This is a genomic window from Alphaproteobacteria bacterium LSUCC0719 (assembly GCA_040839025.1).
Lineage (GTDB): Bacteria > Pseudomonadota > Alphaproteobacteria > Puniceispirillales > Puniceispirillaceae > UBA8309.
In genome coordinates, this window is record JBFPJN010000001.1 from 860,975 (window position 1) to 887,381 (window position 26,407).

Below are 26,407 nucleotides of genomic sequence, written 5' to 3' on the forward strand. Positions count from 1 at the left end.
CGAACATGGTAGAAAATTTTCTTGCCGGAACAGCCGCACTCTTTGGCGACCCCTTCACCGTCGCGATCTTTGTCTTCGGGGTTATCGGCGGCATGCTTTTCGGTGCCATTCCCGGGGTAAGCATGCTGACACTGGCGGCGATCCTGCTTCCTTTCACCGCCGATCTGGAACCGGCGCAGGGGGTGATGCTGTTTGCCGTAATCTATTGTACGGGCACCTATGGGGGTGCCATCACGGCAATCCTGTTCAACATTCCGGGCGCGCCTGAGAACGCACCAACAGCGTTTGACGGCTATCCGATGACCCGCAAGGGCCAGTCCGGCAAGGCGGTTGGCGCGGCGGTGCTGTGTTCGGCCATTGGCGGCGTGGCATCCGCGCTGGTAATGATGGCGGCCACCGAACCGCTGGCCAATTGGGCAATCCGCAATATCGGCCCACCGGAAATCTTCGCGCTTGTCTTCTTCGGGCTTGCTGTCGCCTCGTCGGTTGGCGGGCGCACCATCTGGAAAGGCTGGATGTCGGTTCTTCTCGGCCTTCTCATCGCGACGATCGGCCAGGATCCTGTCGGCGGCATCAACCGCTATAATTTCGGCTTTACCGATCTGGCTGCCGGCATCGCCTTTGTTCCCGCAATCCTCGGCTTCTTCGCCGTGTCGGAAATTTTCATCCAGGCGGAAAAGAAGGCGACGGGCAAGTTCGACGCGCCGAAAGTCGGCATGTCCTTTCCCAGTGCGATGGAACTGTGGATGCATAAATTCGCCGTTCTGCGCTCGATTCTCGTAGGTTTCTTCTGCGGCATCCTTCCCGGTATCGGCGCCACGCTGGCGGCTTTCATGGGCTATGGCGAGGCGGTACGCTGGTCAAAGAACAAGGAAGAGTTCGGCACCGGCAAGCTGGAAGGCGTCATTTCGTCGGAAACGGCCAACAATGCCGCCACCGGTGCCGCGATGATCCCCCTGCTCGCGCTGGGTCTTCCCGGTGGCGCGCTGACGGCAATGATGGTTGCCGTGTTCCAGATGCATGATCTCGAACCCGGCCCCCTTGTCTTTTACAATTCGCCCGAATTGATCTGGATTGTCTTCGCGGCCATGTTCTATGCGAACCTGTCGATCCTGTTCATCGGTCTTATCGAGACCAAGACCATCCTTTATCTGCTGAAAATACCGTTCCAGTTCCTGGCGCCATTGATTCTGCTTCTTGCAACCATCGGTGCCTATATCAGCCGCGGACTGGTACTGGATGTCATGGTCATGTTCGGAGCCGGCATCATCGGCTTCCTGCTGCGCCGGACGGGATATTCCATTCCCGGCATTGTCCTTGGATTGATCCTTGGCAAGATTGGCGAGCAGAATTTCGCCCAGGGCATGCAGATGGTTCATTATGATCTTGGCACATATTTCTCGCGGCCAATCTGCACGATCCTGATTGCTGCCGGTGCATTGACACTCGCCACCGGCGTGTATAGAGCCTTCGCATCGCCCACGAATAAAGCCTAAACAGGCCCGGCCCCGGAAAGGACGCGCCGTGTCAGATGACATAACCCAGATAGACCAACTTGTCGCCCGTGCCCGCGACGCCCAGCAAGCCTATGAGGCAATGGGATCACAGGCCCTTTTCGATCGTGCATGCCAGGCTGTGGCCTGGTGCCTGATGGAACCTGAGCGTAACAGGCGGCTTGCCGAATTCGCCGTTGCCGAGACCGGTCTTGGCAATGCCGATGACAAGGTTCGCAAGAACCACAACAAGACGCTTGGCCTGATGCGTGACATCAAGGGCGTCACCTCCTTTGGCCATATCGAGGACAATGACGAAACCGGCCTGTCGACATTCCTGCGACCCAAAGGTGTGGTGGCCGCCATCGTGCCGTCGACAAACCCGCTGGCGACGCCCGTCAACAATATGATCAACGCCCTGAAGACCGGCAATGCGATCATCCTCGCGCCCTCGCCCAAGGGTGTGAAGCCGCTGCTGGCCCTGCTGGAGCATATCCATCCGGCGCTGGCTGCGCTCGGCCTGCCTGACGGGCTGGTGCAGATGGTGCCGGTGCCGCCGTCAAAGCCGAAGACCGAGCGGCTGATGCAACTGGCGGACATGGTGCTTGTCACCGGGTCACAGGCAAATGTGCGTGCCGGCTATTCATCCGGGACACCGGCCATCGGTGTTGGCGCCGGCAATGTTGTGACAATTGTTGACGAAACCGCCGACATTGCCGCGGCGGCGGCGAAAATCACCGCCTCGAAGACCTTTGACAATGCCACGTCATGTTCGTCGGAAAATGCGGTGATTGCCGTTGATTCGGTTTATGACGACCTCGTGGCGGCGCTTGCCGCCGAAGGCGGATATCTGCTCGACGAGACGCAGACGGCGGCCCTTGAGGCCATGCACTGGCATCATGGCAAGCTGGCACCGCGCCTGCTGGCCAAGGATATCGACATCGTGCTGGCTGAAACCGGTCTTGCCGACACCGCGCCGGCCGGAACCAGGTTCCTTGTCGCACCGCAACGGGAAATCGGTGCCGATCACCCGATGACCGGCGAGAAGATGGCGCTGTTCCTTGCGCTTCACCGGGCCAGCGATTTCGATGACGCGATGCAAAAGGCCATTTCCATCCAGAATGTGATGGGGGCTGGCCATTCGCTGGGCCTGCATTCGCAGGATGATTCGCGCGCCCGCCGACTGGCAATGGAGGCACGCACATGCCGGGTGATCCTGAATCAGGCGCATTGCTTTGCCAATGGCGGGTTCTTCAACAACGGCATGCCGTTCTCGCTGTCGATGGGGTGTGGCAGCTGGGGCGGCAATTCCATTGACGAGAACCTGAACTGGCGTCATTTCGTGAATCAGGTCCGGATCGTTCGCACCATCGCCGAACGCAAGCCGTCGCTTGATGAAATCTTCGGCGACTACTGGAAAGACCACGGCAAATGACATCGAGCATCGCGTCGCGACTTGACGCCAATGCGGCTGCCAAAGGCGACGCAGTCTGGCTGACCTCACCTGATACAGGCGATACCGTCACATGGACCGAAGCCGCCAGGCGGTCGCGTGCCATCGCCTGCCAACTGGATGCGCTGGGGCTTGCCAAAGGCGCCCCCGTCGCGGTCGCCGCTCAGAATTCAATCTGGTCAACACTCTGCTTCACCGGCATCACGACCGGCGGCTATCTTGCCACGCCGCTCAATCTTGTCGCCGGCGCGCGGGTAATGTCCTATGTCATCACCCATTCCGGGGTCGAGGTGATACTCTGCACCGATGACAACCGGCAACTGATCGACGAGGCGCTTGTAGGGATTGATCGCGCCATCACCATTATCAGACTTGATCCCGATAACGGTCCGGAATGGCCCGCCGGCCAGACACCGGCGGCGGCCCCTCGCCACACACCCGACGCCGCCACGGCCGGGCTGCTGATGTACACCTCCGGGACCACCGGCAATCCGAAAGGCGTGATCCTGAGCCACGCCAATCTGATGGCCGCCGGCATGAATGTCGTCGATGGTCATGGCGTGACCGCCGATGACACGGGGATGTGTGTGCTGCCGATCTATCATATCAACGGGCTGTGCGTGACGGTTATGGGAACCCTGATGTCGGCAAGCGGCCTTGTCATGCCCTATCGCTTTTCGGTGCGGGCCTTCTGGCAGCAGGTGTATGATAGCCATGTCAGCTGGTTCAGCGCCGTTCCAACACTGTTTGCTTATCTTCTGAATGACGACACAGCCCCGCAGATCGACCGCGACAGGTTGCGGTTCTCGCGGTCGGCATCGGCACCGCTGTCACCTGAAATCCACCGGCGCTTTGAAGAGCGGTTCGGCATTCCGATCATTGAAACAATGGGACTGACCGAGACCGGCGCGCAGATCCTGTCGAACCCGATGCCGCCAGCCACGCGCAAGATCGGGTCGCCAGGCATTGCGGTTGGCAATGAAATCATCATTGGCGACGACAACCAGCAGGAAGTACCGCGCGGCGTCACCGGAGAGATTCTGGTTCGCGGGGCCAACGTGATGCAGGGCTATCTCGACCAGCCGGAAGAAACGGCAAAGACGATCACCGCCGAGGGATGGCTTCGCACCGGCGATCTTGGCCATATGGACGAGGACGGCTTTGTCTTTGTCACCGGCAGGATCAAGGAACTGATCATCAAGGGCGGGGAGAACATCGCCCCGCGTGAAGTTGATGAAGTTCTGCTTGAGCATGATACCATTCTCGAAGCTGCCGCATTCGCGGTCCCCTGTGACCAGTATGGTCAGCGTGTCGAGGCCTGTATCCGCTACAAGCCGAACAACATGGTTGATGAGGCGACCCTGTTAGCGCATTGCATTGCGCGACTTGGCAAATTCAAGGCACCGGAGCGCATCCACGTGCTTGACGATCTGCCAAAGGGGCCCTCTGGAAAGGTTCAGCGCCTGAAGCTGTATGGTCTGGTTTATGATGATCGTTGATTTAATGGTGACAGGGTGAATGCGCTGACATTGCAGGTCCTCCTGCCAAGTCTTGATCCGCTGTTGATCGCTGGCATATGCGGTATTTTCGTCTTTGCCGGCATCGTCAAGGGGTTCCTGGGGATCGGGCTTCCTGCGGCGGCCATGGGACTGTTGACGCTGATCATCTCACCAACCGAGGCCATCTCGCTGCTGTGGCTTCCCATTCTGGTCACCAACCTGTTTCAGTTTGGCCGCGCGGGGAACAAGCAACACATCGTTGCCACCTACAAATGGTTTGCGGTTGCCCTGTTTGTCAGCATTTTCCTGACGTCGCTGTTCATCAACGACTACCCGACCGCGCTGCTGACCGTTGCCATCGGCATGGCGATGGTGATTTTTTCCCTGAACCTGCTGTTCGGGCTGTCGCTTCCGGTTGGGCCGGGACAGATCTGGCAGATCGGCGTTGGCATCGTATCAGGCATCCTTGGCGGCCTGTCCTCGATCTGGTCGCCCCCGGTGGCGATGTATCTGATGGCGCGAAACACACCAAAGGACATTTTTATCGGCACCACCGGATTCCTGTTCCTGGCAGGCTGTCTGCCCCTTGGTGCAGGGCTGGTGATTTCCGGCCTGATCACCGGGCCGGTAATCATAAAATCGATGTTTGGCCTGATGATGACGCTGATAGGATTTCGGATTGGCGAAATCATGCGCGAGCGCGTCTCGCAGGACAGGTTCCGTCAGATTGTTCTGTTTGCCTTTCTGATCATGGGCGTAAGGCTGATCGCCACCGGCCTTCTCTAGCCGGACAAGCCCTTTTCACGGCCTGACCCTTTTTGCGGCCTGGCCCTAGCCCTTTCCACGCCACGGTATCAGGCGTCCGATCACCCATCGCATGGCCAGGTCGAACAGCAGCCCAAGCAACCCCATAATCAGGATTGTCACCCAGATCAGCTCATAATCGGAAACTGTGCGCGCGACATTCTCGATAAAACCTATACCTGTCGTGCCGGCCAGCATTTCCGCCGCAACAAGCGTGCCCCAGCAGACACCAATGGCAATCCGTACACCGGTCAGGATTTCCGGCAATGCGTTGGGAAGAATGACATGGCGCAGGATCTGCCCATTTGTGGCACCAAGCGAATGCGACGCCCGTATCTTTGACAGCTGCGTCCCCGACGCGCCGGTCCGTGCCGAAATCACCATTATGGCAAAGGCCACCATGAAAAGAAGGAAGATCTTGCCATCATCCTGAATGCCGAAAATGGTCAGGATAAGCGGTGCCCAGGCAAGCGGTGGCACCGGTCGGTACAGCTCAATCATCGGATCGAAGAAGGATTTGAAGAACCTCGAGACACCCATATAGATCCCGAGCGGCACACCAAGCAGGATTCCAAGCGACAGCGCCACAAGCACCCGGAACATCGAATCCCAGATATGCCCGTCAAGCATCGGTACCGCGCCGAGATAGACATCTCCCTGCGCGACGGCAAGAAGCCGGTCCTTGTAGGTTGGCTGAAAACTGCCATCCTCGCCATGCATGCCATACCGACCCGGCAGAATGTCGATCAGAACATCGGGAATCAAGAACCCGACCACCTTTGCCACAGGAAGCCATTTCCACCACAGCAGCGTCGTCCCCTTGTAGCCGCCGCCGCCGGCAATATCGGGGTTGGCAAGAGTCGAGAAGGTCGCCACGACGTCACTCGGCTTCGGCAGCCAGCGACCCGAACCCTGTTCGGTACACTGGGTCCGCGACTTGACAATGCCCGGGCCGGGGATGAACACCGCATCAATCCAGCCGAGGCTTCCCTTCGCGCGGCTGACAGCACCGTAAAGTGTTTCAACCGCCTGTTCGATTCCGGCCATCGAGGCGGCCGGGAAGATTGTCGCATCATCGATCCGCCTGAAGATCCGTTCCAGCGCCTTGATATAGTCGCGTCGCTGTTTTTCAGCAACCTCGTCAAGGCGCTGCTGCGACGGCGCGGCCTTGACTGTGGCGAGCAATTCAGCCGTAGAGGCAATCAGTGACTCCACTTCCGGCGACAGGTTGCGGATCTGCAGGAACTGATCGGCAATCGGCACCAGTTCGGTGTTGATCCGGTCAAACATCACGCCGCGCGGCGTCATCGGCAGGATCGGGATCTCCACCTCGGAGGTTCCCCATTTCGGCTGCGCCAGCGCCTCGGCGCTCGGCACCAGATCCGCCGAACCGGCATTCAGTATGTCGGACAGGCCGAGAAGCCGCCCCTCCACATCCGCAAGTTCGGCAATCGCGCTGCCGCCAAGGGCATCCGGGCTGGACATGATCACCATCAGCTGCCGGGTCTGCCCGATAATTGTTTGCATCCGGGCGATCTCTGTTCGTCCCAGAATATCAACCGGCATGGCGGCTTCCAGCGCCGCCAGCTGTTCGTTGTTGCGCACGACAAGCGTCGTTGATTTCAGGTAGCGCGACCGGATCGACAGCGCCGCGGTGATCGGGGCCAGTGATTCATCGATTTTCGCCACCTGGCACAGCTCGTTGGCGGCCTTTGGGAAGACGGCACGGGCCATCCCCCAAGAATAATAGAACCACACCAGCATCAGCGCGGATACGCCGCACAATGCCCAGTACCAGCCGCCACGCGTGCGCTCCGGGTCGCCGAACACCTCGTCCCTGGCGCGAAGGCGCGTCTGTTCAATACCAATCCTGATCGACCAGCCAAAGGCGATGACGAGCCCGATGAGGATGACAAGCGCGAAACCCGCGCGGTTGTCGGACAGCCATTCAAACATTGCCCATGATCTCCTCTTCCATGTCCCAGATCATGGTCAGAATCTCCTCGCGAATTCTGGCAAATTCGTCTTCCTGCTTGATCTTGCGAAGCGAGCGGGTCAGGCCGATCTCGGCAAAGGGAAGATTGTATTCACGGTGGATGCGGCCCGGCCGCGGCGCCATCACGAACAGTCTTTCACCGAGAAGAAGCGCCTCCTCGACCGAATGGGTGATGACGATGATGGTTTTGCCCGTTTTCTTCCACAGTTCGAGAATCAGCGACTGCATCTTCTCACGGGTCAACGCATCAAGCGCGCCAAGCGGTTCATCCATCAGGATCAGCGACGGGTCATTGACCAGACAACGCGCCAGCGCCACACGCTGCTGCATACCGCCGGACAGCTGATAGGTCGGTGTGTCGCCAAACCCCTGCAGGCCCACCGTGTCAAGCCAGCCATGCACCTTGTCGGCCGAGATGGTGCCGTCCTCGCCGCGCATGCGAAGACCGAAATCGACATTGCGCGCCACCGTCAGCCATTCAAACAGCGCGCCCTGCTGAAACACCATGCCGCGTTCGGCTCCGGGGCCCTCGATATCGACCCCGCCAAGCGTCAGCTCGCCGCCTGTTGGCATCAGGAACCCGGCGATCATGTTCAGAAGCGTTGTCTTGCCACAGCCGGATGGCCCGAGAACGGTAAGGATTTCGCCCTGTTTAAGCTGGAAATTGATATTTTTCAGAGCCTCGACCTTTGTGCCGGCCGTTTCATCGTGAAACGTCATGCAAAGGTCACGACAGATCAGATCGGCCATGGCACCCGCCTTTTTGTGCGATGAAAGGGTAAGACAGGGCCCGCCATGCGGACCCTGTCTGCGCATTGTGTCCTGCCGTACATCAAACGGTCCAGCGTCAGGCGGAATGTGTCCGCCTACTCCAGAAACTCACCTGTAATGACACGCTTGATCTTCTCATCGACATTCCAGGCACCTGGCTTCTTGAAGACAAGGCCAATCGATTCAGCACCGGAGGCAGCCAGCCCATCCTTGTTGAAATAGGTGGCAAGCTGTTCAGCCGCACTTGGGAACTCAAAGTCCGCCATCATATCCTTTGTTGTATTGAAATCCATGCCGGCATCGGCGGCAACCTTGCGCACCTGCGCATCGGAGCCTGTCCAGGCGGCATTGGCCTCGTCAGTCACCTCAAGAAATGTGCGGAGCAGGCCGGGATTCTCGGCTGCAAACTTTTCTGTCACCGAGACAACATCAAAGGAAAAGATACCGGCATCCTGCTTCTGCTGTGCGGTCATGATCGGCGTGCCGACCTCGCCAGCTGCACTGGCTGACGCGCCCCCGAAGATACAGGCCATTTCAACAGAACCATCAGCCAGCGAGACCGCGCCATCAGCCGGCACCTGATCGACGATCGTCAACGTACTCATATCGACATCAAGCGCCGACATATATTTCTTGAAAGCGAAATCAGCCATGGTGTTGAGTGGCACGGCAACGGTCTTGCCCTCCAGCTCGGAGGCGTTCGCCGAGGTGATGCCGAGATCATTACGGACGAAACAGTCATTGGCCTCATAGACAACGGCGATTGCCACCATTTTCAGCGGCGCACCCTGCTGGATTGCCGTCACGAACGGGGCAAGCCCCTGCGAAAAGGCGATGTCGATGTCACCGGCCAGCATCGCCTCGGTCATCTGCACACCGGTCAAGAAATTGGTCCAGTTCACGTCGACGCCCATCGCCTCGTCATAGACTTTGTCGACCTTGGCGATCTGGTTTGGTGTCGCCCATTCAAGGAAAAAGGCGACATTTACCGAATCCGCGGCTTTTGCGGGTGCAACCATGGCTGCCAGAGCAAGCGATGCCGTTAGCCATGTAGCAATGGCCTTGGGTTTACGGGTAAGTTTGTTCATTCAATAGCTCCCTTCAGAATTCTTCTTCTTGAGAATTCCTTCCATTGAGATGCGCAATTTGACGAGCCCCCATCACGCCATGACCACGCTATTGTTGCGTCATTTGTGCGACGGTTTCTGAAACATGCCGCCGCCCGGCACCACATGCCGAACGACAGATCGGAAAGATGACGGAACCCTGAAACCGCTGGTATGGTAATCCAGCATCAGTTACCAAACCGTTAAGCCAAACTAACCAAAGCGTTATTTTCTTTTTGGCGCGGCTGGTGTAATTACGGGCTCCGGCACGGGCATCAGGCCCGACCGGCTGTGCAGATTTCAAGACCGGGAACATGACGCCAATGAACAAGACCTACCGCTTTTTGACCGGACCTGACGACCCGGCCTTCTGTCAGCGTGTCAGCGATGCGCTTGCCGAGGGGTATGTGCTGTATGGCAACCCTGTAATGGTCGTCAGCAATGGCGAACGTATCTGCGGCCAGGCCGTGATCATGCCAGATGCCAAGCTTGGCGATGGAGATCGCGAGGATGACTGACAAATACCGCCGCGACACAAATCTTGTGCGTGGCGGGCTTGCCCGCACAGAATTTCAGGAAACAAGCGAAGCCCTGTTTCTGAATTCCGGCTATGTCTATGACAATGCCGAGGAAGCCGCCGCTGCCTTTGCCGGCGAGGCTGACCGCTATGTCTATTCGCGATACGGCAACCCGACCGTGACCATGCTTCAGGACAGGCTTGCGATGCTTGAAGGCGCCGAGGCCTGTCTTGCCACCGGCACCGGCATGGCCGGCGTCTTTGCGGCGCTGGCATGCCAGTTGGACACCGGTGACCGGGTTGTTGCCAGCCGTGCGCTGTTCGGTGCCTGCTATGCCATTCTTCATGACATTCTGCCGCGCTGGGGCGTCGTGACCGAATTTGTCGACGGCACCGACCTTGACCAATGGCGCGCCGCGCTGTCGACCCCGGCCAAGGTGGTGTTTTTCGAATCACCCTCCAATCCGATGCTGGACCTTGTCGATATCGAGGCTGTCTCGCAGATGGCGCATGAAGCTGGCGCAACAGTCATTATCGACAATGTGTTTGCAACCCCGATCGCCCAGCACCCGCTGAAGCTTGGCGCGGACATTGTCATATATTCTGCGACGAAACATATCGATGGTCAGGGGCGGGTTCTTGGTGGCGCGGTGCTTGCCAGCGAAGAGTTCATCAAGGACCAGATGCTGAAATTCTATCGCCAGACCGGCCCCACGATCAGCCCCTTCAATGCCTGGATCCTGCTGAAATCGCTGGAAACCCTGGCATTGCGGGTCGAAAGGCAGGCGGCGACGGCACTTGCCCTTGCAACCTGGCTGGAATCAAGGACGCATATTGCAGGTCTGCGATATCCCGGTCTGGCAAGCCACCCCCAGCATGCGCTGGCACAGCGCCAGATGTCGAATGGCGGCTCGCTTCTCGCCTTCACTCTGGATGGCGGAAGAGAGGCGGCGTTCAAGCTGCTGAACAGCCTGCGACTGATCGATATTTCAAACAATCTCGGCGATTCCAAGACCCTTGCCTGTCATCCGGCCTCGACCACCCACAGCAGCGTCAGCGCCGCCGACCGGGCCGAGATGGGGATCGACGATGGCAGCATCAGAGTATCGATCGGCCTGGAAGACCTTGAAGACCTCAAGGCGGATCTGGGTCAGGCACTGGACGCCATCTGATCACCTTCCCCAATCCTGTGGCGGTTCAGGCTTGCAGCACGGCTGGCCACGCTGAATAATGACCGAACAGGACAGGCAGCCAGGACGGAGACAGGCGTGACGGCAATCGTAATCACCGGGGCGAATGGATTTATCGGGCGATTGCTTGCCGCAAGGCTGACTGTCGGCACGCCGGTGACAATTGGCGGGGTGTCGCGAACGATCAGCCGGCGCACCCTTGTTGACCGGCACATCCCGCAAGACAGTGAAGACAGTGACGGTGAATGGATCGAGGGCGATCTCGGCGCGCTGGTTGCCGAAACGCCCCGGATTTTCTCCGGCGCGGATGTTGTTGTGCATCTTGCCAGTGCGGTCAGCGGTGAATGCGAGGCTGATCTCGATCTGGGACTGAATGCCAATTTATTCAACGGCATTGCCCTTGGACGCTGTCTTGCCGACGCGCCGGGCACACCGATGCTGGTATTTTCAAGCTCGCTTGCCATTTATGGCGGCACACCGGACGTGCCGCTGGCCGATCTGATTACCGACACCACCCGCCCAACACCACAGAACAGCTATGGTTCGCAAAAGCTGATGCTCGAGGAATTCTATGCCGATCTGGCACGGCGCGGGATGATTTCATCACGTTCGGTGCGGCTGATGACGGTCAGTGTTCGCCCCGGCAAGCCAAACGGGGCGGCAAGCAGTTTTCTGTCCGGCATGATCCGCGAACCGTTGCAGGGCAAAGCCGCCAATGTGCCTGTCGATACCGGATTGCGTGTGGTTCTGAATTCACCAGCCGGTGCCGTTGCCGGGCTGATCCACGCCATGTCGATCGACGATGCGAACTGGGGCGCGCCGCTTGGTCTCAACCTTCCCGGAATTTCGGTAACCGTTGGCGAGATGGTCGATGCCCTTCGCGAGGTTGGCGGCGAAGAGGCCGTGGCACGGCTGAGTTTTGACCGTGACGAGGTGATCGAGCATATCGTGTCCGGATGGCCCACCGCGGCACGCAGTGACCGCGCCGCACGACTTGGCTTTGCCGCCGACAAACCATTCAATGAGGCGGTTCGCGACTTCGCTGCATCGCTGACGAGGAGCTGATATCATGAATCTTGCCCGTTTTCCCCGTGTATCGCTGGCGCATCTGCCGACCCCTATCGAACATCTACCACGACTTTCAGCCGTGCTTGGGGGACCGGAAATCTGGATCAAGCGGGATGACTGTACCGGACTTTCCACCGGCGGCAACAAGACCCGCAAACTGGAATTCCTGATGGCCGAAGCCCTGGCCGAGGGTGCCGATATGGTGATGACGCAGGGCGCAACGCAATCGAACCATGCCCGGCAGACTGCGGCCGCCGCGGCGCGGCTGGGGCTTGGCTGTCACCTCCTGCTTGAGGACAGGACTGGATCAAAGGCGCAGAACTACAATCACAATGGCAATGTGCTTCTTGACCATCTTCACGGTGCGACAACCGAACTTCATCCCGCCGGCGGTGACATGAATGCCGCGCTGGAAGCCGTCGCCGCGACGCGGCGACAGGACGGGGCCAAGGTCTACACCATCCCGGGCGGTGGATCGAACCCGACAGGCGCGCTCGGCTATGTCAACGCGGCGATGGAAATGCTGGTCCAGATCAATGATGCCGGGCTTGTTTTCGACCATATCCTTCACGGCACGGGAAGCGCCGGCACCCAAGCCGGCCTTGTCGCCGGACTTGCCGCCATGAATGCCAATATTCCGCTGCTTGGCATTGGCGTGCGGGCACCACAGGGCAAACAGGAGGACAATGTCTTCGCCCTCGCCGCGGCAACAGCCGAAAAGCTTGGCTGCCCGGGTGTGGTGTCGCGCGGAGATGTTGTCGCGAACTGTGATTATGTCGGCGAGGGATATGGCATCCCGACATCCGGCTGTCTCGAGGCCATTTCGCTGTTTGCCGAATGCGAGGGCATCCTGCTGGATCCTGTTTATTCGGCAAAGGCCGCCGCCGGCATGATCGACCTGATCCGCAAGGGCAGTTTCACCGCCGGCCAGCGGGTCATGTTCATCCATACCGGCGGGGCGGCGGCATTGTTCGGCTATGATGCTGCCTTTGACATGACGACAAAATGGACCGGCGACGCCCCTGCCGCCGGGTGAACGCCGCCCGGATCGCTGCCGACAGAAGGAACACCGCATGAAGATCGGATTTGTGGGGCTTGGCCAGATGGGACTTGTAATGGCCCCTCACCTTCTTCGTGATGACTGGCGGGTCACAGGGCACGACCTGGTGCGCCCGGGCGGTCTGCCGGCGGCGCTCGGCTTCACGGCCGGACTGGCGGATCTTGCCAGAAGTGATGTCATCATCACCATGCTGCCCGACGGCGTGATCGTGACCGGGGTCGTGGATCAACTGGTGGATGCCGGATGTCAGGCGCTGTTTATCGACATGTCGTCGTCGCACCCGGATGACAGCCGCGCGCTGGCACAGCGCCTGTCCGATGCCGGGCTTGAATTTGTCGATGCGCCGGTGTCAGGCGGCGTGGCGCGGGCCCGCACAGCCGCATTGACAATCATGGCCGGTGGCAGCGCCAGCGCCTTTACCGCGGCGCTTCCCATTCTGTCCTGCATGGGACAGGCCGTCCATCTCGGCCCGGCAGGATGCGGCCATGCCATGAAGGCACTGAACAATTACGTATCTGCCGCCGGGTTGATCGCCAGCTTTCAGGCGCTGGCAACCGCCATCGACAGCGGCATCGCGGCGGACCGGTTTCTCGAAGTGATCAACGGCTCGACGGGCCGGAACAACACCACCGAGGTGAAAATCGACAAATTCGTCCTGAACCGTGAATTCAATTCCGGGTTCGCGCTGGCGCTGATGGAAAAGGATGTGTCGATCGCCGCCTCGCTGCTGGCCGATGCCGGCCATGATGGCCCGGTAACCGCGGCGGTGCTGGCCCAGCTCCGCGCCGGACTGGATGCACTTGGCGATACGGCCGATCATACCGAGATCTACCGCACTGTGACGGGTGATCTGTCAGAATCGTAATTGGGAAATTTGCGCAAGGCGCTCTGTCACTCAAGGGTCATTCCCTTAAGTCATTCAGCACAGCATCGGTTTCAATCTCGTCAATGCCTCCGGTAGCGACGATGATTTCCCTCATGTCAGATACCTGTTCAAGCCTCTGTGCTGTTACCAGTATCATCATGTCCCAGTCGCCTGTCACCGCCCATGAACCAACAATGTTTGTGTAAGAACCCAAAAGCTGTGACAGCTTGAAACAGTCATTACCTTTGCTGAACCTGATTTTGAGAAACGCACGAATGTAGTTCAAGGTGTCGATGTCACTGCCTTTATCGTCATGTGAGGTGATGATTGTGTAGGCGACAATATGGCCCTTGAGTTCGAGTCGTTCGATCCTCTTTCGCAGCGCTTGCCGCGAGATGCCAAGTTGTGCCGCGAGCGCACCCCATCCGATGCGGCCATTTTGCTTCAGCACAGCCAAAATCGACTGATTAATGACATCCAAGTTTCCGTTCCTTTCGTGCCACTTCACGAAAATAGCCAAATTTGCACTTTGGCAACCTTGGCGGAACAAAAGCGAACTCTCAAACTTCTTAGGCAAAATCAGATGCCGAGGATTTGAAAATGCCCAAATTGTATTTTGATAGAAACCAAATCGGAAAAACATTCCAAGCAACTGACTGGCAGCTTGTTGCATTTAATGAATTTGAGTCAACGCTTGATAATTCGATCAGGCCATTTCCCTGTGTTTTTGGCGTCAACGGATTACGTCTGAACCAGCTACGGTTTGCATTCAGCGATGAAATGGATGCAGCTCAAATCGCTCCCGCCCTTGATCATTTTGTGAAGAACTCGCGCAACTTCGGTCCAAACACTTCGTTGGTGGTGTTCTCGAGACCTCGTCCAGTGGAATCAATTGAACGCTACGAGAGAAAATTCTGGGATCTTATCGCAAGCCTGTCTGAACTGGACACACATCCGTGGCCAAAGCATATACCGAATGAGGTGAACCAGCCCATGTGGGAGTTTTGCTTTGCCGGCGAGCCGATTTTCGTTGTTTGCAACACACCCGCGCATGTTTTGCGCCTCAGTAGGCGCTCAATTTCCTTCATGACTACTTTCCAGCCAAGATGGGTATTCGACCAAATTCTAGGAAATCCCAAAATTGCCGAAAAATCATTTGGCAAGGTCAGGGAACACCTTAAGAAATTCGACTTACTGCCGCCGAGTCCGCATTTGGGCACCTATGGAAAACATGACGTTCGGGAATTCAGGCAATATTTCCTCTTGGATGACGAAAGGCCGACTTCCTGCCCGTTTCACTCATTGGCGGATAAACCGAACGAAGGGAGTGAGGTTGCATGAAACAAGAGCTGAACAAGCAGGTAGAAGTGAGGCACCAGATCGCATCCTCTATGGGATTGGAACAACTTGTTAACAGCTGCCTTCCAAGACAGGGTGCTATCGAAATTCAACACGATGAGCCTCATAAAGAACACCCCTGGCACAAGCATGACACCGATGAGACTATTGTTCTTATTGAGGGTGACATGCACTTTGTTTGGGAGAAGGGAGAAACAAATTGTATCGCGGGTGACATCATCAATTTGCCATTGGGAACTTTTCACGGTTCGACCGCAGGCGCAGAAGGCGCGACTTATCTAATAAGCTTCAGGACGGTTAAAATATGACTGTTGCAATCGCCTTTTGCTTTCGCAAGAGACTTGAACGGGAGTAGCCATGACCACCCTTACCAAGAGCCTTGGCGTGCTTCGTGGCACTGGACTGATGCTGAATATCGTCGTCGGTGCCGGTCTGCTGGCCCTGCCGGGGTTGACCGTCGCTGTGGCCGGGAACCAGGCGCTGTGGGCATGGCTTGTCTGCGCCATCGCCGCCCTGCCGTTGCTGCTGGTTTTCGTTATTCTTGGCGGACGGCATCCCGATGCCGGGGGCATCGCCCATTTCGTCAAACTTGCCTTTGGTGACGCCGGCTATCTCGCAGCCTCGCTGATCTTCCTCGGTGCGGTGGCGTTTGGCCTGCCTGCCATCGCGCTGACGGCGGGACATTACATTGCTGCCATCACCGGCGGTGCGCCGGTGGCGTTTGCCAGCGGGATCGTTATCCTTGCCGCGCTGTGCCTGACCACCTCGCCGGACATGGCGGCAAGGTTGTCAACCGTCATTGCCTCGACCATCCTCTTTGTGCTGCTGGTGATCATCGGCATCGGCATGGGCGGCATCGACTGGACCATCGCGACAACGCATATCGCACCGCTGAGCGATATCAGCCCGTCCATCATACTGGCCCCCTTCATGATGATCTTCTTCGCCTTTACCGGCTGGGAGGTCGCCACCAGTCTCTCGGAAGAGTTTCGCAATCCAAAGCGGGATTTTCCGCGCGCCATGCTGTTGTCCTTCGCCATCGCCACGATGCTGTATCTGGCAATGGCCTTCCTCGCCCAGACGGCACCCGACGCCAGCTCTCACGAGGCGGTGTTTGTCGAGATTCTTGGCGCACGCTTCGGCGCGGTCGGCGGCGTTGTCGTGGCCGGCATAGCCACCCTCGTGATCACAGCCAATCTGATGGGCGCGATATGGGCCGTATCACGCATGGTTTTCGCGCTGGGTCGCGAAGGGCATCTGTTTATCCATCTGAAACTGAATGCCAGCGGAACACCTGTGTCATCCGTCGCCCTGACCGCCCTGACAATACTTCTTGTGTTGCTGGCGGATATCCTGAATCTTCTGAATATAGAGAGAATGCTCGCCATCGCCGGGCAGAATTTCTTCATCCTGTATGGTCTTGCCGGAGTGGCTCTCTTCCGCCATGCCCGTCACGGGGGAGATCAGGCTGTGGCCGTTCTTGCCGTTCTTGTGGTTGCCGGATTGCTGATCGCCGAGGGTCTTGCCTCGCTTCTGTATCCGGCATCGCTGGCCCTGCTTGGGATTATCGGCCATTCGATCAGGCAAAAGCGCGGCTCGATCGTCTGAGGCGGCCCACCGCGAGGAATACCCTGTTGCAGGACATCTGGACAGGCAGGCACCGAACGGGCTTAATTCATGTCATGGAACAGATTTTCGCTGCCGCTTGACGGGCAGCCAGGTTCGTTAAGGAATTTTCCATGAAAAGCCGTCGCCGTCTTGCCATCATTCTGACCTATGCTGCCGCTGTGTTTCTGTGCGCCAAGGCCCAGGCCGGGTCCAGCACGCTGACCACGCAGATCACGCTGGCGGCGCTGTATCTTGGGCCAGCTGTCATGCTGCATTTCATCATCAACTGGATCTGGGGTGACGAAAAGCCTGACAACACCGACGAATGACTTTGCCGCCAATTGTCATGCCAATTCCGATGGTCATGGCGACCCGATGGCGGCGATCCGATAGCGCGCGCGGTCAATAGCGCTTACAGGGGGTGTTAATATCCGCCAGCCGGTAGTATATCACCCCAACACAGGTGACGCAGGTCAGCGTGACAGGACGGCATCACACCATCACACATCCAAGAGATGCGCAATGGACAGGGTACTGGGAATGAACAACTGGCTTCTTCGTCTGCTTCTTCTAGCGTGTCTGATTACGGGGAATATTGCCATGGCGGCTGAGCTGCAAATTGAAACCCTTACCGAAGGCGACGGCGAGGTGGCCGAGGCCGGCACCCGCGTCAGCGTCCATTACGAAGGTCGGCTGGAAAATGGCGACGTGTTCGACACGTCGCGCAAGCGGGGCCAGCCCTTTGACTTCACCATCGGTGCCGGCCAAGTGATCAGTGGCTGGGAACAGGGCGTCACCGGCATGAAGATCGGCGAAACACGCCGCCTGACAATTCCCCCCGAACTGGGATATGGCGAGGCTGGGGCCGGCGGCGTCATCCCCCCGAACGCCACGCTGATCTTTGAGATCGAGCTGCTTGATGTCACCACCGCGGTTACGCTTGGCCAGGCAACACCGGACGCCCTGCTGAAGGCCCGGCAAGACGGCGTTGTGATCATCGATATCAGGCGCGAGGATGAATGGCGCGAGACCGGCATCATCGAAGGCGCAGAGACGATCACAGCCTTTCAGGCAAGCGGCCGCGTTGATCCTGATTTTCTTGACAATTTCAGGTCGGTTGCCCCGTCTCCGGACACCCCGATCATGCTGTATTGCCGGTCCGGCAGCAGAACAACCAGCCTCGGAAATGCGCTGATCGAACAGCTTGGATTCACCGATGTGACGCATCTGTCGGGTGGCATCATCGGCTGGCTTGACGGTGGCAATCCAACGGTGGACTACAGGCCGTAACGACCAATCGACATGACCAGGCAGGGCCAGGCCATGATGAGCAATCACGCCACTCAGGTTGCGATGCAGATGACTGACGTATGATGACTGCCGTAAGATCACTGACCCACATGACTGACGTAAGATGACTGACAGGGACATCAACCGGAATTTCGATCTGTTCATCATCGGTGGCGGGGTGAATGGCTGTGGCATTGCCCGTGACGCGGCGGGGCGTGGACTGAAAGTCGGGCTTGCCGAGATGAATGATCTGGGCTCGGCAACCTCGTCGGCATCGACCAAGCTGTTTCATGGCGGTTTGCGCTATCTGGAATATCTTGAATTCCGGCTGGTCCGGGAATCATTGAAGGAACGCGAGGTTCTGCTTCGCGCGATGCCTCATATCTCGTGGCCGATGCGCTTTGTGCTTCCCTACAAGCCCGGAATGCGGTTCGAAGGCGGAACACCGGTATCCCGGATCGTGTCAACCATCATGCCGTGGCTGAAAGGACGCCGGCCGGCCTGGCTGATCAGGCTCGGACTGTTTCTTTATGACACGCTTGGCGGGCGCGAATTGCTTCCCGGCACAACGACGCTGGATCTTCGCGCCGACAGCGCCGGCGCCGCGCTCAAGCCGGAATTCATCAGGGCATTTGAATATTCCGATTGCTGGATCGAGGATTCGCGCCTTGTTGTGCTGAATGCGCGTGACGCGACGCGGCATGGCGCTGCCATCATGCCACGAACACATGTTGTCGGGGCACGGCGTGACGCCGGCAGCTGGGTGATCACGCTTCGCAACCGGACGACAGAATGGCAGGTACGCGCCCGCATGCTTGTCAACGCATCCGGGCCGTGGGCCGAAGCCGTCATCAAGGGTGTTGTCGGACAGAATTCCAGCGACCGCGTCAGGCTTGTCCGGGGCAGCCACATCGTCACAAAGCGGCTGTTCACCCATGACCGCAGCTATTTCCTGCAGGGCACCGATGGCCGGATCATCTTTGCCATTCCCTATGAAACGGATTTCACCCTGATCGGCACGACCGACAAGGATCATCCGGACACCGACACACCGCCGGTCTGCACCGATGAGGAAAGTGATTATCTGCTGGCTTTCGCCTCGCAATATTTCAGGACGCCTGTAACCCGGGACGATATTGTCTGGCGGTTTTCCGGCGTGCGGCCACTCTATGATGACGGTGTCAGTTCCGCGACAGCCGCAACACGCGACTATGTGCTGAAACTGGACGATGCCGACGAGGTGCCGCTGCTGAATGTCTTTGGTGGCAAGATCACCACCTACCGCAAGCTTGCCGAGGCCGCGATGGCGGAAATCGCCCCGCGCCTGAACAACAATCACGGCCCGTGGACAGCCGGCGCACCACTTCCCGGCGGAGATTTCGCTGTCGGCGAAGTGGACAGGCTGATAGCGGATCTGCGTCTGCAGCATCCCTTCCTCGACAATGCCTGGGCACGCCGCCTGGTTCGTGCCTATGGCACCGACGCCTTCGAGATTTTCGGCGCGGCGACTGTTCGCGATCAGGCCGGCACGTATTTTGGTGCCACCATCACCGCCGCAGAACTGAACTGGGTATGCGATAACGAGTGGGTGATGAGTGGCGCTGATTTCCTGTGGCGGCGCAGCAAGCTGGGCCTTGTCGTCAGCAAAGCCGACGCCGCCACCATCGACACCTACATCCACAGCCGGGTCAACACCGGCAACTGAGAAATGCCCTGCCGCACCCAGCAAGGCGAAGACGTTCCATACCGGTCACATGGCCACCATTCGTCGATGACGACACGTCCCGATTTCGGCCATGTCAGGGCGTCCGATAGGTCAGGCTGGGCACCACCAGTCTGGCCGTCACCGTGCCGAGGAAGGATCTGGCCTGCAATCTTACCGGCAGGAACAGGCCCGGTCGCACTTCGGCGACAAAAATCATGACATCCTCGGGCTTGGGCTGTTTTTTGCGCCAGCGGGACTTGCGCTCGTGACCGCCGGTCGGGGTGCCGACAAACCCGCATACCAATGTGTTGCCTTCATAGGCGAAGGGCCGGTCTTTTTCCAAAATCCTTGTGCCAAGGTCATGCAGCATGAAGCTGGATGTCCGCAGACCATCATAGATTCGACCAGAGCCACGGCATGATCCGGTCCTCGCGATGCTGTCCAGCATGTTCAGCATCGCGCTGAACGGGTCGAGGGCACCTTCGATATGCTCATCCTTCAGGGGGAAGACCTTTTCCAGGTTCGGCTCCGGCTCTCTGCTGGTGGCAACGGTGCCGTTCTGCGGCGTCCATGACGTCACCGCCGCCCGCGAGCGACGTTTGGAAACACCGGAGATGGAAAGCCTGACCGGCTGATATTGTCCCTTCTCGATCCTGCCTGTCAGCTCTGTACGGCCCCGGTATTTCCTGAAGGCATCGGTCAGTCCGACGGTCCGGGAGGTGGCCACAAGTTCGAAACTATCTTCACCAAAGGTCCAGTCTGCGGTGGCACTCGCCACATCGACATCGCCCCACTCGACCTCATAGGTCAGCTGGAGCGCGGATGTCGGTGCCTGCGCAGCCACAATGGCCGGTACAAGACAGGCAATGATCGCAGCCGAAAGCATGCGTGAAACAGACCTGATCCAGCTCATTCGTCACCCATCCGAAATGCACCGAAACCCGATATAGACAACCGCCATGTCCCGCGGCTTGGTGGCGCCATAGTCAGCCGCCATCTGTGCCGCACCATACCACCACGAGCCACCCATTGTCGCCTGCTGCGGGCCATCGCCAGATGTCGCCCACTCCCAGACATTGGCACCCATATCATGCAGACCGTTCACCCCGGCTTTTGTACTGCCGGCGGGGGCATGGCCATATCCACGCATCAGGAACCGCGAATAGTCGGTCTTGCCAACAGGATTGCCGGCGGCATTGCCGCAGTCCCGCAGGCAATTTGCCCCCACGGGGCTGTCACCCGTCGGATAGGGATAGGTGTGTCCGGTCACAAAGGGTGAAGGCGGCGCGGAGCGGCGCTCGGTATAGGCGTTGCTGATCCATTCATCCCTGGTCGGAAGACGCGCACCGCGCCATCGGCAATACGCCGCCGCCTCGTCATAGGTGATGTGGACCGCCGGTTCATCCGACGCGCCGTCCACACCATAGGGGGTGCGCCAGTTCCAGCCTGGTCTGGTGACCCAGCCTGCCTCGAACACCATACCGCCCGACTTCTCGGCACTGGTAACGGTTCCCGTGGCGGCGGCATATTGCGCAAAAGCACCGATGGTGACTTCGGTTCGGTCGATCATCACCTCGTCGCCCCCCAGAACCGGTTGCATGAAGGTCATCAAGATGATGAGGATTGCAAGCAGGCGGCACGGGGCCGCATGGCACCGGGATCTGCCGTTCCAAGGTCGGTTCCCGATCTCTGTCATCGTCAGAATTCCCGGCATCGTCAGCCCCTCCCCGCCCGCCCGGTCAGTCGGCAATGGATTTCATAACGGCGAGGAACTGCGCGACCTCGTGGATGCTGTTGTAGTGGCACATCGAGACCCGCACACAACCATCGAGACCAAGCGGATCGAGAATATTGCCCGAATAGTGATCGGCCTTCCGCAGATGGGTACGGATCCCCTGGCTGTTCAGCATCGTCACCACATCGGCTGCGGCCACACCCTCGACGCAGAGCGAGACCAGACCTTCGCGGGCCGGGTTGTCGATGCCGCCGATGATCCGTACCCGCGGCATGCTGGCAAGACCCGGCAGATTGCCGGTGCCGTGGATCATCGCCTCGGTCAGCGATGTTTCATGGGCGTGAATGGCCGCGCCGGCGGCCCGGAACCGCTCGCGTCTGTCGGGGCTGTCCGTAACCTGCCCGCCAAGCCATTCCAGATAGTCGGCAACGTCCGAAAGCGTGGCATAGGCCCCGGTGTCACGGGTGCCAAGTTCCCAATTGTCCTCTGGCCCGCCGACCAGCGAGTCATGCTCGATCGCTGTCATCCTGTCGGAAATCCAGGCAAGACCATAGCCGTGGCGCGAAAACATCTTGTAGGGCGAGATGACATAGCCGTCGACATCATAGCTGGCGATATCGATCTGGCCGTGGGCGGCATGCTGAATACCGTCGACAATGATGATACATTCCGGTGCCACATCGCGGACAACCTTCGATATGGCGGGAACATCCATGCCCATGCCGGTGACCGGCGAGGTGTGCAGGATGGTGGCAACGCGCGTATCCGGCGTCACCCGGGCGGCGTAATCAGCCGCCGTGACCAGACCGCGCGCGTCATCGTGGCTGACAAGCCGGTGCGTCTTGCCGGAAATTCCCGACCAGCGGTGACAGGCGCTGCGTGTTGCCGGATGTTCAACGGTCGAGCCAAGCACAATACCGTCGGCCGCTGTTCCCAGACAGGCATTCATGATCAGACGAAACAGCAGCTCGGTCCCGCTTTCCCCGACAAAGAACTGGCCACCGGGCGCGTTCATGAACACACGCATATCGTCCTTGGCCCGGTTGATCACCCGCACGAGTTCGTGCGAGCCTGCATTGTCCCGCCCCTGATTGTCCGGAATGGCGGCATAGGCCGTCGAGGTATCGACAACGCTGTTCAGGGTCAGCGCGCCGCCGGCATTTTCAAAAAAGACACGCGGCCCCTGCTGCGGACAGGTATCAACCTGGGCGAACCGGCTTCGAATGTCAGCAAGAAGATCTTCGGTAATCTGGCTCATGCCTGCAACCGCCTTTGGGTTTGCTGTGTACAGATGACTGGACGGCAGGCCAGATGCCCGGCCCCACCCCCAAAGGTTGTAAAGCGATGCAGGGATGGCGTCGAGATGCTTTTGGATGCTGTCGGGGCCGGATGCCGGGTGTGAGGTGTCAGAGCCCTATCACACCTGAAAATCTGGCAACTGATCCCTTTTACATTAACGGATATCAGTTACTTTTCTGACGTTTTCGCTATTGGCCTCGAATACCTTTGCATTCGCCTGATATCTTTGCTGTATCAGCATGAGTTGGGTCAGCTCGTCAGTGATATCGGCATTGGCTGTTTCCAGGTTTCCTGACTTTATTCCATTATTTACGACAGCCCGAAAATACAGCAGCGGACTATTCTCGTTTGTTTCAAAACGCGAACCGCCCCTGTTGGTCAACCCGGCAGATACCGCCACTTTTGCTATACCAATCTGTCCATTGACTGCTTCGGAGCCATTGGCATAGGTCGCCAGAACATCACCGCTATCCTTTACCTTCAGATTTGAAAGAAGATGCTGGTTGGTCGTCGAATTCGTATCGATGAGTGAAAGCGTGGACAGGCCGCCTGCCTGGTCAGACAAATTCCGACCAGTATTGACATCTCCTGGAAGAAATATCGAAATCAGACTGCCATTCAATTTGTCGGCGACGTCAGTATTTTCACTCAGAGTAAATCTCGACAAAACCTCTGCGACCTGCTCGGTGGAAACATCATCCATACTGCGCTGTTCGATCACATCCTGGACAGAAAAATTTCTGAATGCCACGCTGCTGCTCAGTGCATATTTTCCATCACCATTGCGGATTTTTACGTTGGTGATATCGAATGTTGCCTCAGCTTTGAATTCGGGATGAGTGCGATTGACGCTTACATCTGTAATGGAAATTGCGTTGCTGGCAGAAGAGACATCTCCACCGGTTACCGCACCGATGACAACAAGCTGGTAATCTCCAATTTTGTCTACAGTTGCCTCATACAGCGATTCGTCTTGGGATAGACCTGCCTCGGACACCCTTTTGAGAGGCATTTGAGCGCCGGAATTCCTGTCTTGAAGATATGCAATCGTGGCATCACTGTTGCCGGATATGGACAGTGAAACACCATCACCATTTCCAAGGGAAATAACCCTGTTGGAGGTTATAGCCGGGCCACGGAAAACCGAATTTTGCCCCAGCACCCCGCCTTCGGTTGCGGACAGGACATTACCACTCAGAACCAATGTATTGTTTTGTGAATCAACACCGAAGCTGGTTTGGGCCTCTGCCTGATCATCCAGTGACAGTGCCTCTGCGGAGTTTGAGGATTCAGCAGCGTTCCACGGAACGGTCTGGCCTGCAATCTTGCTGTTACCCACTACAACACGATCGGAAACGACATTCCATTGGGCAGGGTCAAGCGACACCGTCTCGGTCCTGTCTGTAACCTGTACCTGATTATTGGCAGAGGCGTAGGCGCCCCCAACAAAAATAAGTTTATAATTACCATCGGCGGGTACATTAGCCGCATAGGTCTGCGACGACGGCGCATCATGTGTCGTCACATTCAGCAAAGTCGTTGTCTGGTTGCTGTCGAGATTGAGTAGATAGCCGATGACATCCAGCTCGCCGGTGGAGGAACCCGACCAATCAAACGTCACGGTCTGGCCTTGGGACAAGAGCAAGGGCTGTGCATTAGAAATGGCCGGGCCGCGAATGACGGCATCCTTGTCCATTGCTGAAATGTCAGCTGTCAATCGAAGGCCACCTTCGGGTAATGGCTCCACGCTGAAGCTGCCGGAACCTTCTCCTTGGTCTGCAAGGTTTTTCGCGCTGTTACCCTCAGGATACCGCCAATCTGAAAAATTTGTCGCGAAGTACTCGGCCTGCTCGTTTCGCGGAATACCAAACCTTGTCTCAAGGACAGCACTGACTGTTTCATTTGGCTCATTTGCCCGGATAATATCGATGACTTTCCCGAAAGCACCGGAACCGGCATCCGTCCATGTACCCTCGGTCAGATCAAGGCGCTTTTCATCCGTTCCCCGCCAGACCATCGTGGTGCCAACTTTTTCGGATGGGACCCCCCAGATCTCGGCAAAGATTTCCTCGGCAGACAAATCCTCATATGTTGCCTGTTGGTCTGCCGCCATCGCGCTCATTCTGGCATTATAACCATCTACATATTGCTGAACGTTCCCGGTTGCGCCATTGACATCCGTATATTGACCATCCGGCCCGACATCAACGGTTTTTTCAACGCTGGCTTGCCAGTAAAGCGCGGTTGCGCTGTCTTGTGTCGGACTATACGAGGTCGGCTCGCCCCAATATTCTTTCGCCACAGTTTCGGCAATCTGCTTCCATTTGCCAAAAATATCGCTCTGGCCCAGAACAACCCGCTCGTCGATAACATTCCAGTCTTCACGGGCCATTGAAATGGGTTGACCGGCATCTGCTGTCTGGATGATCTGCGCATCCTCGCTGACATAGCCGCCCCCGACCATAACGATCTGGTAGTCACCGGTTTCTGGAATGGTGACGTTGACATGCTGCCATCCGGACGTGTTGCCGGAAGTCGCATTCACCAGATCAACTGTCTGTTTGGTACTTGTATTGATCAGGTAACCGAAAACATCCAGCTTGTCGTTGGACGTTCCGCGCCAGTCAAACTTTATCGTCTGACCTTGCTCGAACGCTATACTGTTGCTTGTTGCAGCCGGGCCTCGAACAAGGCTGTGTGCCTGGTCAACAGTCACATTTGTGGTCAGGACAAAGTCGCCATTCTCACCCTCTGACAAAATGAATTCACCATCCCCTGCTGACAGCGTGGCAGGTTGACCCGCGTTGGATATCGAGGTGGGGATATCCGCGTCACCCTGAAGGCCAACTTTTATTGACGTGGGCTGGGGGTCACCGCTGTAGAACGGAATCTCTGTCGAGCCGAAAACCGTCTGTGCGCCATCGCTCTGCCAAGTGGTGCCAAAAGGCGAACTGAACAGGGCATTTTCGACCGTTTGTGCAAAAATGTTTCCGGATTTGAAAGAGACCTCCGGTTTCAGGCTCGCGCCGGTAAATTCGACATCGCCAATCAATTCGGCTTCCAGCCCCGTACCGCGATATATCCTGTTGTTTTTGATGCTGATCTGGTCAGCGACATTTGAGATATATTCATCGGAAGACAGATCAAAGCGCGTGCCTTTGGGCAGGAAAGTGCCACCAAGTCTTATTTTGGATCCGGCAAAGTCGAGATTGAATGGTTGATCTTGAGCCAATTCGAGGGGTCGATTGACCTGCTCAAATGTCCCAAGGTCTGCAACGAGCGTTCCACGATCAAAGGCGTAGCTGTTCGAATAGAGTGTTTCCAATGCAACACGGTCGATTTGTATCGGCTGTTGATTTACATCGAGGAGATATTCGCCATTTTCATTGACGATGAAATCATCTTTATCGAGTTGAAAACTACCATTCCGTGTCAAGAGAAAGCGGTTCTGGCCGTCGGCCGCTGTTGTCTCCTTCAGCCCTGAAACCATAAAGAACCCATCTTCCGTCAAGGCAAGGTCGAGAACGTTGCCTGTGCTGAGCAGCTCGCCCTGCGACGTGTTCAACCGCCTTGCTGTTTGCAAAGCTCC

Annotated in this window: 23 protein-coding genes; 15 read left to right on the forward strand and 8 right to left on the reverse strand. The window is 57.7% G+C overall.

Annotated elements, in window-relative coordinates; all coding sequences use genetic code 11:
- Positions 1–5: 5 nt before the first annotated feature.
- Genes AB3X55_04120 through AB3X55_04135 form a run of 4 tightly spaced genes read left to right on the forward strand, consistent with a single transcriptional unit; the run spans position 6 to position 5,231 of the window.
- Positions 6–1,496 carry a tripartite tricarboxylate transporter permease gene (locus AB3X55_04120; protein MEX0502759.1) on the forward strand — a complete coding sequence of 497 codons (1,491 nt, stop codon included), beginning with the start codon at positions 6–8 and terminating at the stop codon, positions 1,494–1,496.
- Positions 1,497–1,524: 28 nt separating this feature from the next.
- Positions 1,525–2,928: an aldehyde dehydrogenase family protein gene (locus tag AB3X55_04125; GenBank protein MEX0502760.1), complete on the forward strand. Its 1,404-nt coding sequence runs from the start codon at positions 1,525–1,527 to the stop codon at positions 2,926–2,928.
- On the forward strand, positions 2,925–4,445 hold the full coding sequence (locus AB3X55_04130) for an AMP-binding protein (protein ID MEX0502761.1): 1,521 nt from the start codon (positions 2,925–2,927) through the stop codon (positions 4,443–4,445). Before AB3X55_04125 ends, AB3X55_04130 begins: the two co-directional genes overlap by 4 nt.
- A 15-nt stretch (positions 4,446–4,460) precedes the next feature.
- Positions 4,461–5,231: a TSUP family transporter gene (locus AB3X55_04135; protein ID MEX0502762.1), complete on the forward strand. Its 771-nt coding sequence runs from the start codon at positions 4,461–4,463 to the stop codon at positions 5,229–5,231.
- 45 nt (positions 5,232–5,276) lie between these two features.
- On the opposite strand, the gene AB3X55_04140 is transcribed toward AB3X55_04135, so the two are convergent.
- The 3 genes from AB3X55_04140 to AB3X55_04150 all read right to left on the reverse strand — a co-directional run bounded on the left by AB3X55_04140 (position 5,277) and on the right by AB3X55_04150 (position 9,104).
- Positions 5,277–7,205, reverse strand: coding sequence for an ABC transporter permease (locus AB3X55_04140; GenBank protein MEX0502763.1), 1,929 nt, complete (start codon positions 7,203–7,205; stop codon positions 5,277–5,279).
- Positions 7,198–7,995 carry an ABC transporter ATP-binding protein gene (locus tag AB3X55_04145; protein MEX0502764.1) on the reverse strand — a complete coding sequence of 266 codons (798 nt, stop codon included), beginning with the start codon at positions 7,993–7,995 and terminating at the stop codon, positions 7,198–7,200. Before AB3X55_04145 ends, AB3X55_04140 begins: the two co-directional genes overlap by 8 nt.
- A gap of 116 nt (positions 7,996–8,111) precedes the next feature.
- Positions 8,112–9,104, reverse strand: a complete 993-nt coding sequence (locus tag AB3X55_04150; GenBank protein MEX0502765.1) for an ABC transporter substrate-binding protein — start codon at positions 9,102–9,104, stop codon at positions 8,112–8,114.
- Positions 9,105–9,445: 341 nt separating this feature from the next.
- On the opposite strand from AB3X55_04150, the gene AB3X55_04155 reads away from it, so the two are divergent.
- The 5 genes from AB3X55_04155 to AB3X55_04175 all read left to right on the forward strand — a co-directional run bounded on the left by AB3X55_04155 (position 9,446) and on the right by AB3X55_04175 (position 13,822).
- Complete coding sequence (locus AB3X55_04155) at positions 9,446–9,640, forward strand: DUF1737 domain-containing protein (GenBank protein ID MEX0502766.1); 195 nt, start codon at positions 9,446–9,448, stop codon at positions 9,638–9,640.
- A complete protein-coding gene (gene metZ / locus AB3X55_04160; GenBank protein MEX0502767.1) occupies positions 9,633–10,811 on the forward strand; it encodes an O-succinylhomoserine sulfhydrylase in 1,179 nt (392 codons plus the stop codon). The genes AB3X55_04155 and metZ overlap by 8 nt, the downstream gene beginning before the upstream one ends.
- 96 nt (positions 10,812–10,907) lie before the next feature.
- Entirely contained in the window at positions 10,908–11,894 is a 987-nt protein-coding gene (locus AB3X55_04165) for an NAD-dependent epimerase/dehydratase family protein (protein MEX0502768.1), read from the forward strand.
- 4 nt (positions 11,895–11,898) lie between these two features.
- Positions 11,899–12,933, forward strand: a complete 1,035-nt coding sequence (locus tag AB3X55_04170) for a D-cysteine desulfhydrase (protein ID MEX0502769.1) — start codon at positions 11,899–11,901, stop codon at positions 12,931–12,933.
- 37 nt (positions 12,934–12,970) lie between these two features.
- Positions 12,971–13,822: an NAD(P)-dependent oxidoreductase gene (locus AB3X55_04175; protein ID MEX0502770.1), complete on the forward strand. Its 852-nt coding sequence runs from the start codon at positions 12,971–12,973 to the stop codon at positions 13,820–13,822.
- A gap of 37 nt (positions 13,823–13,859) precedes the next feature.
- Here AB3X55_04175 and AB3X55_04180 read toward each other — a convergent pair whose 3' ends face one another.
- On the reverse strand, positions 13,860–14,303 hold the full coding sequence (locus AB3X55_04180) for an Lrp/AsnC family transcriptional regulator (GenBank protein ID MEX0502771.1): 444 nt from the start codon (positions 14,301–14,303) through the stop codon (positions 13,860–13,862).
- A gap of 119 nt (positions 14,304–14,422) precedes the next feature.
- On the opposite strand from AB3X55_04180, the gene AB3X55_04185 reads away from it, so the two are divergent.
- The 6 genes from AB3X55_04185 to glpD all read left to right on the forward strand — a co-directional run bounded on the left by AB3X55_04185 (position 14,423) and on the right by glpD (position 19,784).
- The gene (locus AB3X55_04185) at positions 14,423–15,163 is read left to right on the forward strand and encodes a YqcI/YcgG family protein (protein ID MEX0502772.1); all 741 of its coding nucleotides are present in this window, start codon (positions 14,423–14,425) and stop codon (positions 15,161–15,163) included.
- Positions 15,160–15,489 (forward strand): cupin domain-containing protein, encoded by a 330-nt coding sequence (locus AB3X55_04190; GenBank protein ID MEX0502773.1) that lies wholly within the window; start codon positions 15,160–15,162, stop codon positions 15,487–15,489. Before AB3X55_04185 ends, AB3X55_04190 begins: the two co-directional genes overlap by 4 nt.
- 49 nt (positions 15,490–15,538) lie before the next feature.
- Complete coding sequence (locus AB3X55_04195) at positions 15,539–16,789, forward strand: APC family permease (GenBank protein MEX0502774.1); 1,251 nt, start codon at positions 15,539–15,541, stop codon at positions 16,787–16,789.
- A gap of 131 nt (positions 16,790–16,920) precedes the next feature.
- Entirely contained in the window at positions 16,921–17,118 is a 198-nt protein-coding gene (locus AB3X55_04200; protein ID MEX0502775.1) for a hypothetical protein, read from the forward strand.
- Between the two features lie 193 nt (positions 17,119–17,311).
- Positions 17,312–18,079, forward strand: coding sequence for an FKBP-type peptidyl-prolyl cis-trans isomerase (locus AB3X55_04205; protein ID MEX0502776.1), 768 nt, complete (start codon positions 17,312–17,314; stop codon positions 18,077–18,079).
- Positions 18,080–18,203: 124 nt separating this feature from the next.
- On the forward strand, positions 18,204–19,784 hold the full coding sequence (gene glpD, locus AB3X55_04210; protein ID MEX0502777.1) for a glycerol-3-phosphate dehydrogenase: 1,581 nt from the start codon (positions 18,204–18,206) through the stop codon (positions 19,782–19,784).
- A gap of 94 nt (positions 19,785–19,878) precedes the next feature.
- On the opposite strand, the gene AB3X55_04215 is transcribed toward glpD, so the two are convergent.
- The 4 genes from AB3X55_04215 to AB3X55_04230 form a co-directional block, all read right to left on the reverse strand.
- A complete protein-coding gene (locus AB3X55_04215; protein MEX0502778.1) occupies positions 19,879–20,697 on the reverse strand; it encodes a DUF3108 domain-containing protein in 819 nt (272 codons plus the stop codon).
- 3 nt (positions 20,698–20,700) lie between these two features.
- Complete coding sequence (locus AB3X55_04220) at positions 20,701–21,384, reverse strand: SUMF1/EgtB/PvdO family nonheme iron enzyme (GenBank protein MEX0502779.1); 684 nt, start codon at positions 21,382–21,384, stop codon at positions 20,701–20,703.
- Positions 21,385–21,523: 139 nt separating this feature from the next.
- The gene (locus tag AB3X55_04225) at positions 21,524–22,777 is read right to left on the reverse strand and encodes an aminotransferase class V-fold PLP-dependent enzyme (protein MEX0502780.1); all 1,254 of its coding nucleotides are present in this window, start codon (positions 22,775–22,777) and stop codon (positions 21,524–21,526) included.
- A gap of 195 nt (positions 22,778–22,972) precedes the next feature.
- Positions 22,973–26,383 carry a flagellar basal body rod C-terminal domain-containing protein gene (locus AB3X55_04230; protein MEX0502781.1) on the reverse strand — a complete coding sequence of 1,137 codons (3,411 nt, stop codon included), beginning with the start codon at positions 26,381–26,383 and terminating at the stop codon, positions 22,973–22,975.
- Positions 26,384–26,407: the final 24 nt, after the last annotated feature.

Bases quoted from the DNA above. Each gene is read 5' to 3' on its own strand.
- AB3X55_04120 (MEX0502759.1), top strand. From the start codon at position 6: ATGGTAGAAAATTTTCTTGCCGGAACAGCCGCACTCTTTGGCGACCCC.
- AB3X55_04140 (MEX0502763.1), bottom strand. From the start codon at position 7,205: ATGTTTGAATGGCTGTCCGACAACCGCGCGGGTTTCGCGCTTGTCATC.
- AB3X55_04215 (MEX0502778.1), bottom strand. From the start codon at position 20,697: ATGAGCTGGATCAGGTCTGTTTCACGCATGCTTTCGGCTGCGATCATT.
- AB3X55_04195 (MEX0502774.1), top strand. From the start codon at position 15,539: ATGACCACCCTTACCAAGAGCCTTGGCGTGCTTCGTGGCACTGGACTG.
- AB3X55_04225 (MEX0502780.1), bottom strand. From the start codon at position 22,777: ATGAGCCAGATTACCGAAGATCTTCTTGCTGACATTCGAAGCCGGTTC.
- AB3X55_04205 (MEX0502776.1), top strand. From the start codon at position 17,312: ATGGACAGGGTACTGGGAATGAACAACTGGCTTCTTCGTCTGCTTCTT.
- AB3X55_04185 (MEX0502772.1), top strand. From the start codon at position 14,423: ATGCCCAAATTGTATTTTGATAGAAACCAAATCGGAAAAACATTCCAA.
- AB3X55_04175 (MEX0502770.1), top strand. From the start codon at position 12,971: ATGAAGATCGGATTTGTGGGGCTTGGCCAGATGGGACTTGTAATGGCC.
- AB3X55_04190 (MEX0502773.1), top strand. From the start codon at position 15,160: ATGAAACAAGAGCTGAACAAGCAGGTAGAAGTGAGGCACCAGATCGCA.
- metZ (MEX0502767.1), top strand. From the start codon at position 9,633: ATGACTGACAAATACCGCCGCGACACAAATCTTGTGCGTGGCGGGCTT.
- AB3X55_04150 (MEX0502765.1), bottom strand. From the start codon at position 9,104: ATGAACAAACTTACCCGTAAACCCAAGGCCATTGCTACATGGCTAACG.
- glpD (MEX0502777.1), top strand. From the start codon at position 18,204: ATGACTGACAGGGACATCAACCGGAATTTCGATCTGTTCATCATCGGT.
- AB3X55_04220 (MEX0502779.1), bottom strand. From the start codon at position 21,384: ATGCAACCGGTTCTGGGGGGCGACGAGGTGATGATCGACCGAACCGAA.
- AB3X55_04200 (MEX0502775.1), top strand. From the start codon at position 16,921: ATGAAAAGCCGTCGCCGTCTTGCCATCATTCTGACCTATGCTGCCGCT.
- AB3X55_04170 (MEX0502769.1), top strand. From the start codon at position 11,899: ATGAATCTTGCCCGTTTTCCCCGTGTATCGCTGGCGCATCTGCCGACC.
- AB3X55_04130 (MEX0502761.1), top strand. From the start codon at position 2,925: ATGACATCGAGCATCGCGTCGCGACTTGACGCCAATGCGGCTGCCAAA.
- AB3X55_04155 (MEX0502766.1), top strand. From the start codon at position 9,446: ATGAACAAGACCTACCGCTTTTTGACCGGACCTGACGACCCGGCCTTC.
- AB3X55_04145 (MEX0502764.1), bottom strand. From the start codon at position 7,995: ATGGCCGATCTGATCTGTCGTGACCTTTGCATGACGTTTCACGATGAA.